At 54.7% G+C, this 11,151-nt stretch carries 14 protein-coding genes, 1 tRNA gene and 1 pseudogene; 11 read left to right on the top strand and 5 right to left on the bottom strand.

The window, feature by feature from the left end:
* Positions 1-22: 22 nt before the first annotated feature.
* Positions 23-739 carry a hypothetical protein gene (locus ACFE72_RS23655; RefSeq protein ID WP_375415561.1) on the bottom strand — a complete coding sequence of 239 codons (717 nt, stop codon included), beginning with the start codon at positions 737-739 and terminating at the stop codon, positions 23-25.
* A 527-nt stretch (positions 740-1,266) separates the two neighbouring features.
* Here ACFE72_RS23655 and mobC point away from each other — a divergent pair.
* The 6 genes from mobC to ACFE72_RS23625 all read left to right on the top strand — a co-directional run bounded on the left by mobC (position 1,267) and on the right by ACFE72_RS23625 (position 5,774).
* A complete protein-coding gene (mobC, locus tag ACFE72_RS23650) occupies positions 1,267-1,704 on the top strand; it encodes a plasmid mobilization relaxosome protein MobC (protein WP_375415560.1) in 438 nt (145 codons plus the stop codon).
* On the top strand, positions 1,701-2,975 hold the full coding sequence (locus ACFE72_RS23645; RefSeq protein WP_375415559.1) for a relaxase/mobilization nuclease domain-containing protein: 1,275 nt from the start codon (positions 1,701-1,703) through the stop codon (positions 2,973-2,975). Before mobC ends, ACFE72_RS23645 begins: the two co-directional genes overlap by 4 nt.
* A 70-nt stretch (positions 2,976-3,045) precedes the next feature.
* Positions 3,046-3,342, top strand: coding sequence for a hypothetical protein (locus tag ACFE72_RS23640; protein ID WP_375415558.1), 297 nt, complete (start codon positions 3,046-3,048; stop codon positions 3,340-3,342).
* Between the two features lie 32 nt (positions 3,343-3,374).
* On the top strand, positions 3,375-3,722 hold the full coding sequence (locus ACFE72_RS23635) for a hypothetical protein (protein WP_375415557.1): 348 nt from the start codon (positions 3,375-3,377) through the stop codon (positions 3,720-3,722).
* Positions 3,723-3,835: 113 nt separating this feature from the next.
* On the top strand, positions 3,836-5,167 hold the full coding sequence (locus ACFE72_RS23630; protein WP_375415556.1) for a type IV secretory system conjugative DNA transfer family protein: 1,332 nt from the start codon (positions 3,836-3,838) through the stop codon (positions 5,165-5,167).
* Positions 5,154-5,774 carry a hypothetical protein gene (locus ACFE72_RS23625; RefSeq protein ID WP_375415555.1) on the top strand — a complete coding sequence of 207 codons (621 nt, stop codon included), beginning with the start codon at positions 5,154-5,156 and terminating at the stop codon, positions 5,772-5,774. The genes ACFE72_RS23630 and ACFE72_RS23625 overlap by 14 nt, the downstream gene beginning before the upstream one ends.
* Before the next feature lie 3 nt (positions 5,775-5,777).
* On the opposite strand, the gene ACFE72_RS23620 is transcribed toward ACFE72_RS23625, so the two are convergent.
* Positions 5,778-5,990 carry a hypothetical protein gene (locus ACFE72_RS23620; RefSeq protein WP_375415554.1) on the bottom strand — a complete coding sequence of 71 codons (213 nt, stop codon included), beginning with the start codon at positions 5,988-5,990 and terminating at the stop codon, positions 5,778-5,780.
* Positions 5,991-6,319: 329 nt separating this feature from the next.
* Here ACFE72_RS23620 and ACFE72_RS23615 point away from each other — a divergent pair, with 329 nt between their 5' ends.
* Entirely contained in the window at positions 6,320-7,063 is a 744-nt protein-coding gene (locus ACFE72_RS23615) for a hypothetical protein (protein ID WP_375415553.1), read from the top strand.
* Between the two features lie 5 nt (positions 7,064-7,068).
* On the opposite strand, the gene ACFE72_RS23610 is transcribed toward ACFE72_RS23615, so the two are convergent.
* Positions 7,069-7,656, bottom strand: a complete 588-nt coding sequence (locus tag ACFE72_RS23610) for a tyrosine-type recombinase/integrase (protein WP_375415552.1) — start codon at positions 7,654-7,656, stop codon at positions 7,069-7,071.
* Between the two features lie 315 nt (positions 7,657-7,971).
* On the opposite strand from ACFE72_RS23610, the gene ACFE72_RS23605 reads away from it, so the two are divergent.
* Together ACFE72_RS23605 and ACFE72_RS23600 are read left to right on the top strand one after the other, a co-directional pair.
* Entirely contained in the window at positions 7,972-8,502 is a 531-nt protein-coding gene (locus tag ACFE72_RS23605) for a hypothetical protein (RefSeq protein ID WP_375415551.1), read from the top strand.
* A pseudogene (locus tag ACFE72_RS23600) lies at positions 8,499-8,747 on the top strand (recombinase family protein); the annotation flags it as partial. The gene ACFE72_RS23605 and the pseudogene ACFE72_RS23600, both read left to right, overlap by 4 nt.
* A gap of 63 nt (positions 8,748-8,810) precedes the next feature.
* On the opposite strand, the gene ACFE72_RS23595 reads toward ACFE72_RS23600, so the two are convergent.
* A complete protein-coding gene (locus tag ACFE72_RS23595; protein ID WP_375415550.1) occupies positions 8,811-9,032 on the bottom strand; it encodes a hypothetical protein in 222 nt (73 codons plus the stop codon).
* Here ACFE72_RS23595 and ACFE72_RS23590 point away from each other — a divergent pair.
* Positions 8,949-10,040, top strand: a complete 1,092-nt coding sequence (locus ACFE72_RS23590; RefSeq protein ID WP_375415562.1) for a recombinase family protein — start codon at positions 8,949-8,951, stop codon at positions 10,038-10,040. The two genes, ACFE72_RS23595 and ACFE72_RS23590, sit on opposite strands and share 84 nt — an antisense overlap.
* Here ACFE72_RS23590 and ACFE72_RS23585 read toward each other — a convergent pair.
* Positions 9,997-10,073 (bottom strand) — tRNA-Met (locus ACFE72_RS23585). The genes ACFE72_RS23590 and ACFE72_RS23585 overlap by 44 nt on opposite strands.
* Before the next feature lie 229 nt (positions 10,074-10,302).
* On the opposite strand from ACFE72_RS23585, the gene ACFE72_RS23580 reads away from it, so the two are divergent.
* Entirely contained in the window at positions 10,303-11,139 is an 837-nt protein-coding gene (locus ACFE72_RS23580; protein WP_375415549.1) for a hypothetical protein, read from the top strand.
* The last annotated feature ends 12 nt before the right edge of the window (positions 11,140-11,151 follow it).

The following is an 11,151-nucleotide window of genomic DNA, read 5'->3' as shown; positions in this document are numbered from 1 at the left end:
TCGAGATGGAGCTAAAAGCAGCTTAAACATGTCCACTTTTTCGGGGGAAGATCAGAGACTTCGCAAGTTGCTGACATTGGTCATTGGAGAGGGGCACTAGTTGCACGACAAGCAACTCACCGGGCTTGCCTTTAGGTTTCTCGACTTGGCGCCGCTGGTTTTTCTCTTCCGTATTGAAGATCGGGTCGAGCAGGGGATCGGCATCTTTCACTGCTTCTTTTGCAACCTCGCGCCAAGGCAGCACAGCCTCAATCAACAGACGATCTTCACGGACTTTCCAGTCAGTCACCCGGCATGAAATAAAGACAAAGGCACGCTCGACAGCGCGGCCTAGGTCGCGAGCAAACTTCTTAAGCGCGGTGTCGAAATTCTTTCGGTTCAGCCGAGCCTCGTCGACGGAATCGAGAAAGAAATAGCCCTGCGCCGTTCCGGTACGCCAGTTCGTAAAGGCCTCCACACTTCCCGGATCAAGCGCGGCCTCGAAGCCCTGATCGGCGAGCTCTTCAATGCGGATAAAGAAGGCCGGTTTGCCTTGCGCCGAAAGTACGCTCTGCTGATTTCGGAACTCTTCGGATTTTCCGCTTGAAGCTTCTGCGAGAAGGATCACGCGGCGTTGGGAAAGCAGCTCGCTCCAGTCAAGCCAGCCGCCCAGCTTTCGGCCCCAGATGCCTAAATTCAGTGATGGTTCTTCATTCTTGCTGACGGGAGCGAAGTATCTATGGAGATCGACGAACGTCATGCACGCGCCTTAGTAGGTGACTTGGCTGGGATCGCGATCCCATCACGAGATTGCCGGTGATGCTCGCTTGCAAACTTTTTGATGAGGTCATGCCCGGATTCAGCAGCGAGGGCCTTTCAATTTTCATGTGCCAATCATGTGCCATGTAAGAAATTGTACACGACGGCAAAGCTTGGCAAGAATCGATCTAACTCGTTGGAAACATTAGCTAATGCCCAGTAGCACTTAGTACAAGCCTGCACCACATGAAAAAGCCCGCACACGGCGGGCTAATTCACTGATATCATTATCAAATCTTGGTTGCGGGGAAGCGCAGTAAACTTGCCCGAAACGCCCAAAAACCGTCGAACCGACAGCTGAAGAAATTCAGCAAGTTAAGTTGGTTGCGGGGGCTCATCCTAAACTTAGCCCGCTGTACATAGCAACCGATCTCCAAAGCATCCGAAAACCGACGTTAACGCCCTGATATCGCTAGATACCAGGGCGCTCGCGCGCGTGGATGTCCGGAGGACCAATAGGAGCGGTCAGTGGACAAACAAAAAACAGAACGCGGCAAGCCTTTTTCTATCCGCCTCACTGAAGACGAGAAAAACACCCTCCGAACGAAGGCGGCGGGGGTGCCGCTCGGGATGTTCATTCGAGAGATCATTCTCGATAAAAAGATAAAGCCGCAACTAACGCGGCGGCGGTATCCGATTAAGGATGCGGATGCTTTTGCGCGCTTGCTCGGCCTACTTGGGCAGTCCCGGATTGCTAATAACCTGAATCAACTGGCAAAGGCCGCGAACGTCGGCACGTTGCCTGTGAGTGACGAAACGGAAGCCGAGCTACGGGCCGCCTGTGCGGACGTAACCGCCATGCGGCTCCTGTTGCTAACGGCTTTGGGCATTCTGGTGATCGAGAGCGCGACGACCTCCTCGATGTCGGACGAGTTCTCCCGAAGTGCTGGAGACCCTTCCCAATGATTTTAAAAGGCTCCCAGCGCAGCGGGCCGCGCCAGCTTGCCGCCCACCTTCTAAACGACCGGGACAACGACCATGTCACCGTGCACGAACTGCGCGGCTTCATGGCCGACGACCTGTACGGGGCAATGGCAGAAGCCCAAGCGGTGTCCAAGGGCACCCACTGCAAACAGGCGGTGTTTTCGCTGAGCCTGAACCCGCCGAAGGACGGTCAAGCCAGTCTGGATGCGTTTATTGATGCCGCCGACCGGGCGGAAGCGGTCTTGGGATTGAAGAACCAGCCCCGCGCCATCGTGATTCACGAAAAGAATGGCCGCCGGCATGCCCATGTCGTCTGGTCCCGGATCGACCCGGAGGAAATGAAGGCGGTCAATCTGCCGTTCTTTAAAACCAAGCTTCGCGATCTGTCGCGGGAGCTGTATCTCGAATACGGATGGGAATTGCCCGACGGCCACAAGACCAACGGCTGGAAGAACCCGCTGAACTTCACCTTGGCGGAATGGCAACAGGCCAAACGTCTCGACCTCGATCCCCGCGAAATCAAGGCGGTGTTTCAAAGCGCATGGGAGCGGTCGGACAATGTCAGAAGTTTTTCCAACGCGCTCGAAGAGCACGGTTATTTCCTGGCCAAGGGCGACCGGCGCGGTTTGGTCGCACTAGATATCCACGGCGAAGCCTTCTCAGTATCCCGCTGGACAGGCGTCAAGGCCAAAGAGGTTCGGCAAAAGCTCGGAGATCCTGAACAACTTCCTGGCGTAGATCAAATCCGCAAGACCACGCAACAGCGTCTCTCTACGCAATTGCGGGGATTCTTGCGCGAGGACCGCGCGAACAAGGCCAAGGAACTGACCCCGTATTTGGAGGCGCGCGCCAAGATGGTCGCGGACCAGCGGCGCGAACGCGAACGGCTGGCCGCCAAGCAAGACGAACGCTGGCGCATGGAAAGCAAAGAACGCGCCCAACGCTTTGGGCGGGGCTTGCGCGCGATCATGGATTTGTTGACCGGCAAGACCGCCAACACCAAGCGCGACAACGAAAAGGAAGCTTACCAAGGGCTGCTGCGCGATCGCGCCCAGCGGGAGAATTTATTCAAAGTACATAACCAAGAACGCGAGTTGTTGCAGGAAATGATCGACAAAGTCCGATACCGCCAGCGGCAGGATCGCAAGCAACTCGCGCGGCGGATCGCTGCACTTCTGAGCGCGAAATCCATGGCTGGCGAAGAATCGAACCTCGCCCAAGAGCGACACAAAATCCGGAGACTGACAATCTGAAGTAATGCACGCGTAACCAATTAGGCACACTCTAAAGGGTCCGAGATGATTGCGTTGAAGAGTGCTCACGATGAAAGACGATTTCAACGAAGCCAGGGGCGCCAAACCGCGGCGCCGGGTGCTGCAGCAGATCGAACAGACCAAACAGACGCGAGATCAATACAAACACCCACCGCCGTCATTCGCTCAGAGCAACGAGCCATTGCCCCCAGGCACTGTCGTGGCGCAGAAAACGAGCCTGACGGAGGATGCGGCACGGAGAAAAGCGCAAATTGGCGAGAGCCTAGAACAGGCAAAGGTCGGGAAAGAGCGGCCTCTTCAGAAGCATACACTCAGGACGGAGTTCAATCGAAAAAACAAACTTTGACGTGTATGGGTCCACTTCGGCATAATAATAATATGTCTGATCACGATGATTATGAAGTGGCTGTTAAAACGTTTGATGTCCTTTCCGAAAGGACAAAAAAGCGGCTCGTGCGCGATAGCCAGGGGCGCTGGCATAATCTTGAACAATCCATTTACGTTCTGGGATATTTCGACGAAATGGTCGGATTGGCATGTGACGAAGAACGAGAGCACTTCCGACCCAACTTCGAACTTTCGCGCGCGATAATGGACGAAGCCGCCGACCAAGCCGGGCGTTCTGGCTTGCCCATCGATCTCTGCTTCCAAACGGTTGTCCTCAAATGGCACTTCGAGACAATTGAAGCGAAAGTCGATGCCGAGATGACGAAACGCAAATCGTAATTCCCCGAGTCTTTCCTCAGATCCCAGTAGGGTAAAGTGCAATGCCAGTGGACAGGCCCTTCCCGCCACGAGGGACAGAGCGACCAGGACCACATGAAACGCAACCGCGCGGCATGTGGGAACCGGCATACCAGTTCGTCGATGATTGGCATTATAACGAACGCCATACCCCCGATAAAATTCTGTTGGGCAGTCACGAAGGCCGTTTACTTGGTCGCGCCGATGACCGCCACATTGTAACGATCGCCGGAAGCCGCGCCGGAAAGTCGCGGAGCGTGCTCATTCCAAACCTCAAGCGTTATCCGGGCTCCGTTGTCGTCATCGACCCAAAAGGTGAACTCGCGCTTGAAACCGCTACCATGCGCGAAAAGATGGGACACAATGTTTTCATACTAAATCCGTTTCGCGTCATGGAGTGGGATACCGATGGACATGACCCCTGCGTCGAACTGATCAATTCGCCCAAAGACAATATGCCGGCGGACGCGGCGCAACTCGCGGACGCGCTCATCATTGATAATGAAAAATCGCCGCATTGGACCGATTCCGCCAAGAACTTGATTGTCGGCTTGCTGCTTCATGCGATATCGGCCGACCCGAGCGGCCCCTCGATGAAAACACTTCGGCGCCAGATAAGCCGGACCAACGAACTACACGACTTGCTGGAGGCAATGGCGCTCAACGATGCATTCGACGGCGGCGTTCAAAACATTGCCCTCTCATTTCTTGGAAAATTTCAGCATGGCGGCATCCCGACCGAAGAAATGCTCTCCATACTCTCAACGGCTGATGCTCAGACGCGCCGCCTCGATGACCTGGAGAATGTTTTTGCTAAACAGGATGTGGACTTGAACGGTTTAAGTTCGAGCGAAACTCCTACCACAATCTATCTGATCCTGCCGGCCATGCGCATCGCGACACATGCGCGCTGGCTGCGGGTCTTCATATACCAGCTTTTGGCCGCGCTCGAACGTAAGCCCATGAAGGGCCTACCGCTGCTGTTGATCCTGGAGGAGTTCGCGGCATTAGGACACATGAAGAGCGTCGAGGCCGCCGCAGGATATTTTGCGGGCTTCGGCGTTAAGCTTTGGACGGTGTTGCAGGATTTGACGCAAATCCAAACCCATTACCCAAAATCGTGGGAAACATTCTTAGGGAATGCGGGGGTCATTCAGACATTCGGCAATATGGACGTGACGACAACGCGATATCTCTCCTCGCTGCTTGGGGACACGACGGTGGTCGAGCAACAAAAAAATTTCGCGTCGTCGAGCCAGTTTGCTCAAGGGGACGACGGAATTCGCGAAAACATCCGCTCGGTGCCGTTGCTGACGCCATCCGAGATCAGGTATTTCTTCGCAAGAGAGACAGGCCGCCAATTACTGATTACGCCCGAATACCTGCCACTTTTCATTGATAGGTTACCGAACGATGACCGAATTTGAATTTGAAAAAGCCCGTTTTGACTTTAAGCCCATCCGCGAATTTGCGCCGGACAAGACGTTGGTCGCCGCGGGCCTGCAATGGTGGGAAGATAGGCACGCGCAAAACTATTGGACGCAGCAGATCAAGATTTGGCTGATAGCCGGCGCGGTGCTCATATTAATGTTCAGCCTCGTGCCGCTATTCGTGGGCGTTTGGCTCATCGCCATTCCGATGCTTCTCGCTGTGGCTGGCTGCGTAGGCGGTATCGTCTATTTAAAGCGGCTCCCGAATTGGCGCTATCGATCAATCATATTCAAGAAGGGCGGCGAGATGATTGCGCCGCAAGGCTTTCCGAGCGCGGAAACGTTTCACACCATCGAGGGCTTCGATTTCCGGTCCATCCGGACCATTGAGAAGTACCGGAACCCGCTCGCGGGAGGGTTCGATGTTAATTTGTTCTTGCACAAGGGCGATATGATTACGGTCGCCTTGGCGCTGCATGACGCGGCAGCGCATAAAGTCGCGGTTCAACTCAATCAAGCCTGGAGAGAAATGCTCCAAGCGGAGGTGGAAGAAGAAGTCCTCAATAGAAGCCGGCGCGACGGGAGCCCGCCGCGCCGTAGATAGACTTCAGGTCTGCGCGGATTCGGCAGTTTCACCTTCAGTCAATTCGCGGATAACGGTACGGCCGACGACGGGATAGGCGTCGAATTTCAGCGTGAACCCCTTTCCGTCGCGATTGGCCCATGCGGCACCGACCCTGATCCAGCGGCCTTTGTCGGCCTCGCCGATGACTTGCCAGATGAGATGCGTGGGGCGTTTGCTTTCGTTCTTGATGGTCATTGGTCACTCCATTGTTTGAGGTTTCACCGAACACACCGTGTCCGGCTGATGGGTGACAAAAGGACCGGCCCATAAGGCCGGTGCATCAAACACCAAGGCGAAGCCGAAGCACGCGAACGCGAGAACGGAGCTGCACGAAGGAAGCGAGTTGTGTTGAAGCGCCGGGCGGGACCGGTCAGGCACACAGCACACGGACGGACACGGCTTGCTTTTGGAGATATCCAATACTTCGGACTGAGAACAACCAAAAGGCACCTCAGATTATCGCGCTGCGGTTGAAAATTCTTGGCACCGGTAGTAAGTCAGGACGATGAAACTCTGAGGTTAAAATGGGACTTGGGCTGGCCTTGGCTATTGCGGCCTTGATTGGAGCCGCAGGAAAATTCATCGACGATTTCTATGTTCCTGACGAGCAGAAAAATACGATCGCCGCAAAACTGTCGGTCGCGTTTGAGCGCGTGGATAAGATTCGAATTCCTGACGTGCCAATTCGCATGGCGTCGTGGTTCTTTCAAAAAGACTCAGATGAGCGCTTCATTCAACGAACCATCGGTCCATTTTCCTTATTTTATGTTCTATTATTGTTATTTTATTTCGGCATATCCAGCCAAAGGACATGGCTCGGATTGCTATTGGCATTCTGCGGCAGTTTCGTCATATCGTTCGTAAGTGTAGTTTTCGCTTACTTACCCGCGCGTTGGATGTACATCCAATTGTCGACAAGCTCTTGGCGGGTTCTGAACTGGCTCTCAATCCCGCTATCTGTATTTCTTCCGCTGTGGCTGCTGCCCAAATTGATCCGATATTTGAACAGTTCGGCTCCAGGGCCTATCGCGATGGAAATTATCGCTGTGCTGATAATATTCGCCGCATTGCCGTTTTTGATGGTTTCGTTTTTTATCGCGCTTGCCTATCTCGCTAAAATAGCCGTTAGTTCTGTAAACTTTGTATCTAAGCACCTTTTGCACAAATCGTACGAATCCAAGAAGCCGTTTACTTACGCTGGAGCGTGCCTTGGCCTGTTGATTGCGATTGGGAAGGTGGTCGATGAAGCCCTGAAGGCGTTCGCTTAGGGAACCTACCACATGCGTGCCGCGATCTCGCGTTCTTCGTCGCCCAGGGCCTGAAGATAGATGGCAGTGGTTTCCATGCGAGAATGCCCGAGCCAACGTTGGACCAAGTTAATCGGAACCCCCGAACGGATTGCGTGAATGCCGAACCCGTGACGCAGGCCCTTTGGTGTGGCGTGGATGCCGGGGCCTATTTGCGCCTCGGCCATGACCGACTTCACGAGTTGCCAAGCGCGGCTGCGCGACCATGTCCAAAGACAACGATCGGCCAGAGCGCTGATGCCGTGAACCGCTTCGAGTTCATTTAATAAATCCGCTGGAACCGGCACCTCGCGGATGACCACAGCGCCATTCCGCCGTTTCAGCGACCGCAGCGCAATAAAGCCCGCGCCGGCTTCGACCGACCTACCCCGCACATCTAGCGCCTCCGAAATCCGGCATCCCGTGGAGGCAAGTGTCAGACAGAAGGTGCGTAATTCAGCACGAGGGCAGACGCGCGCGGCGGCGATGAATTGCGCCCGCTCGGCCGGCGTCAAATATTTGCGCTGGCCGGCGCTGGTATAGAGTGAGGTGAATTGTGCAGTGCGACCGCTCATGACACTCATCCGAAGCCGCTCAACGGCGTCGGTGAGACAGTCTTGCCTATTCTGTTGAATTACCCGGAAGCAGGCCGAGATTGCGGCCCATTCGCTCCACTGAATAGCGAGAAATCTAACATTCGGAATAAGCATTCGCAAGCGCTGACAATGCTTTGTGCTGGCCATGCGACAGAATAGGCAATTCTGTTCGATGCATCCGGAAGATCAAGAACTCCAAGCTCGCCGATAGCCTCCTGCCACATGGCGCGAGGCTATTTTGATTCCGGATAAGGGCGAAAGGAAACGCCGCCCTACAAAGCTCAGGAGAATTCCATGCAGCGCTTGCAAAGCAGCGCTGTTGTCATGGTTACGTCGCTCATTCTTGGCGGCGCGGCTCGTGCTCAACAGCCAGCCATTCAGTGGAAGCAGACCATCAACGTCCCGAAGGGACTCAATCTTCCCAGAGACACCAAGGTCGATATTCTCGGGATCGAGCTAGGCGACACTTACGATGAGGTGAAGGCCAAGCTTGAGCGCCTTTTGGCGGAAAGCACACCGCCGAAACCAAAAGAGCCCCCAGTTACGCAAGCGGCGCCAAAGGCGCCGCAGAGCTCGGCCGGATCGTCGCTCATCGCGCCGTCCATCAACATTGCGCAGATGGATGCGCATCGCCTCGGCACCATGGCCGATAAGGAAATGCAGGTTCAAGGCCAACTCTCAGGCGCAAGCGGCGCGCCACCCTTGAATGAGAGCAAGGTCGAGATGTACCTGCAGATCAACAGCGAGCGCATCGTCGTGAGCTACGTCGATGGTTTTGCATTGGCGCGCGACCTGAACGCGCGACCCGCGAAGGCTGGCAAGTGATTGACACCCTCGCCGATCGAGCCATTTCGGGCGCAAGCCTCATTCGGCCTGACGTGCAGAAATTGCTTCTTGGCATTCGCAACCGGGATTTCGATGTCATCCTTTCGGAATCTTTGGATCGTTTGAGTCGAGATCAAGAACACATTGCCCACATTTATAAGCGTGCCCGGCATGCGAGAATTAAGATTGTCACTCTTGCGGAAGGCGAGATCAACGAGTTGCATATCGGCTTGAAGGGCACGATGGGCGAACTCTACCTCAAAGATTTAGCGCAAAAGACCCATCGCGGCTTAGAGGGCGTGGCGCTTCTAGGCAAGAGCGCCGGCGGCAAATCCTACGGGTACGATTGCGTAATAAAGCACGACATTCGCGGTGAAAGAATTGCCGGCGATCGTACCATCAATCTGGATGAAGCCGCAGTCATCAAGCGCATCTTCTTGGATTACGTGGGCGGCAAATCGCCCAAACAGATTGCATTCCAATTGAACAATGAAAGCATCCTCAGTCCTCGCGGCGGCGCCTGGGGGCAATCAACTATCAACGGTAATCGCAAGCGTGGCACCGGCATATTGAACAACGAGCTCTATATCGGCCGCCAAGTCTGGAACCGCCAGCAATTCACTAAGGACCCTGACTCCGGCAAACGCTGCGCGCGATCACGTCCGGATTCTGAAGTTGTCAGCGTCGAAGTGCCCGAACTTCGAATACTGGATCAAGACCTTTGGGATAAGGCCAAGGCCGTCCAGAAGAAGCTGGAATACAAAAAAGGAGAGTTCTGGACGGCGCAACGTCCCAAGGGACTCTTCTCGTACCTGATCAAGTGCGCCAAATGCGGCGGCGGGTATTCGAAAATCTCAGCGACGCATCTTGGATGCTCGACCGCGCGTAACAAGGGAACTTGTGACAACCGCCTAAACATTCGCGCTGATGAACTGGAAGAGCGCGTTCTTGGCGCTCTGCGCGGTCGGCTCATGAATGACGCCCTTTGCAAAGAATTTTGTCAGGAATACACGGCGCATCTGAACCGCGTCCGCATGGAACACAACGCGTCAATCGCGGGGTACCAGAGCGAGTTCGAGAAGAACAAGCGCGAAATCGACAAACTGATTGATGCGATAACAAGAGGGGTTGATCCCCTCCAGGTCAAAGATCGCATTAATGCGCTTTCGGAAAGACAGCGCGAGATTGAGAGTCGGCTGGCCCGAACTGAGCCTGCGCCTGTGCTGATTCATCCCAGCATGGCGCACCGCTACCATGTGTCGGTGCAGAATCTGATCGAATCGCTGAACGAACCGGAACAGCGTGAGACCTCAGCGGCGCTAATCCGCAAATTGGTCGAAAAAATCGTTCTTACGCCAAAACCGGACGATAGTGGACTGACCGTGGACCTTTACGGCGATCTTGCGGGAATTCTTCAAGCATCTGTCGGCCATCTGCCCAGCAGCGAAAAAATAGGCACCCCCCGGGAGGGGGATGCCAAACAGCAAGTTAAGTTGGTTGCGGGGATAGGATTTGAACCTATGACCTTCAGGTTATGAGCCTGACGAGCTACCGGGCTGCTGTATCCCGCGCCAATGAGAAACGTCTTTTTAATCTGATGCTTAGCGGATGGCAAGGCATTTGTTCCTTAGCTAGCAGCGCGTTTTGGGCCCATTTTGGGCCCACGGGCTGAAGTATATGAGGTGGAACAAGCGGCCATTCTTTAATCTAGCTAAAATACCGGGTCTCGGCCCGGGCGTTCCCACAATGGGTGGCGAAATTGACGCGGCGTAGCCGAAGGCACCCCGGTTGAGAGCCAAGATGATTGACGACGACCTTCGTCTTCGCGCCAAACGTCTCCTAGACGGTCAGCGCCGCGCCGACGATCTTGATCGATTTTTCCTCGACCTTCGCGAACGAACCCACGGCCGCGCCAGTTTTCGTGAAATTGGAGATTTCGTGGCGCATCGCGGTCAACGCGACAAGGGGCCACTTACGCAGATAGCGCGGGATGTGATCACGAGCGTCAGCGTCTGGAGCCTTGGTTTTCGCGGTAAGAGGCCAACCTACCCCGAACTTGCGCTGGCCGCACGCGCCAACTTCCGACTAGCTTCCGACAAGCAGCTGAAGGATGGATGTGGCTTACGGAGGCCCGCCGTTAAAAGGATACTAGATGCCGCGCTTCCAAGATTGGAGGTCGGCGGACCAATTCAGGACGAAGAACTTCCAATCCTTCTCTATCTCGGCAACCGCTTTATTTGGAAGCCTGCCTTTACGGACGAACAGGTGATCAAAGAATTCTGTGACGTTTTGATATTGAACAGGATCGTTTCAGGTAAGGACCGCCGCGGACTACAAGACGTGGGCAATTTCATCATACTCCATGCTCTGGCGAGAATGCACGGAACTACCATCGCTCTGGAAACCGGCGGCAGCGCAGAACTGCTTGCTGGATATGCGAACCAACATGGCCATTTGGAAGTGAAGGTGCAGATTGAGTTTAACGATGCACTGAAGCCCATTTCATCTCCGGTCTGCATGTTTTTGACGAAGCTGAAACCCGAAGAACATTGCGACGCCACCCTTCTAGCTCCAGCCGACGATTATCTTGCCAGTGATCTTCCCCCGAAAAAGTGGACATGTTTAAGCTGCTTTTAGCTCCATCTCGAT

It is taken from the genome of uncultured Bradyrhizobium sp. (assembly GCF_964252615.1).
Classification (GTDB): Bacteria; Pseudomonadota; Alphaproteobacteria; order Rhizobiales; family Xanthobacteraceae; genus Bradyrhizobium.
Note: the sequence above shows the minus strand (reverse complement) of the source record. Positions and strands in the feature narration are given on the sequence as shown.

Excerpts from the sequence above, each read along its gene's own strand:
- ACFE72_RS23655 (WP_375415561.1), bottom strand. The coding sequence starts at position 739 with ATGACGTTCGTCGATCTCCATAGATACTTCGCTCCCGTCAGCAAGAAT.
- ACFE72_RS23645 (WP_375415559.1), top strand. The coding sequence starts at position 1,701 with ATGATTTTAAAAGGCTCCCAGCGCAGCGGGCCGCGCCAGCTTGCCGCC.
- ACFE72_RS23640 (WP_375415558.1), top strand. The coding sequence starts at position 3,046 with ATGAAAGACGATTTCAACGAAGCCAGGGGCGCCAAACCGCGGCGCCGG.
- ACFE72_RS23635 (WP_375415557.1), top strand. The coding sequence starts at position 3,375 with ATGTCTGATCACGATGATTATGAAGTGGCTGTTAAAACGTTTGATGTC.
- ACFE72_RS23630 (WP_375415556.1), top strand. The coding sequence starts at position 3,836 with ATGTGGGAACCGGCATACCAGTTCGTCGATGATTGGCATTATAACGAA.
- ACFE72_RS23625 (WP_375415555.1), top strand. The coding sequence starts at position 5,154 with ATGACCGAATTTGAATTTGAAAAAGCCCGTTTTGACTTTAAGCCCATC.
- ACFE72_RS23620 (WP_375415554.1), bottom strand. The coding sequence starts at position 5,990 with ATGACCATCAAGAACGAAAGCAAACGCCCCACGCATCTCATCTGGCAA.
- ACFE72_RS23615 (WP_375415553.1), top strand. The coding sequence starts at position 6,320 with ATGGGACTTGGGCTGGCCTTGGCTATTGCGGCCTTGATTGGAGCCGCA.
- ACFE72_RS23610 (WP_375415552.1), bottom strand. The coding sequence starts at position 7,656 with ATGAGCGGTCGCACTGCACAATTCACCTCACTCTATACCAGCGCCGGC.
- ACFE72_RS23605 (WP_375415551.1), top strand. The coding sequence starts at position 7,972 with ATGCAGCGCTTGCAAAGCAGCGCTGTTGTCATGGTTACGTCGCTCATT.
- ACFE72_RS23580 (WP_375415549.1), top strand. The coding sequence starts at position 10,303 with ATGATTGACGACGACCTTCGTCTTCGCGCCAAACGTCTCCTAGACGGT.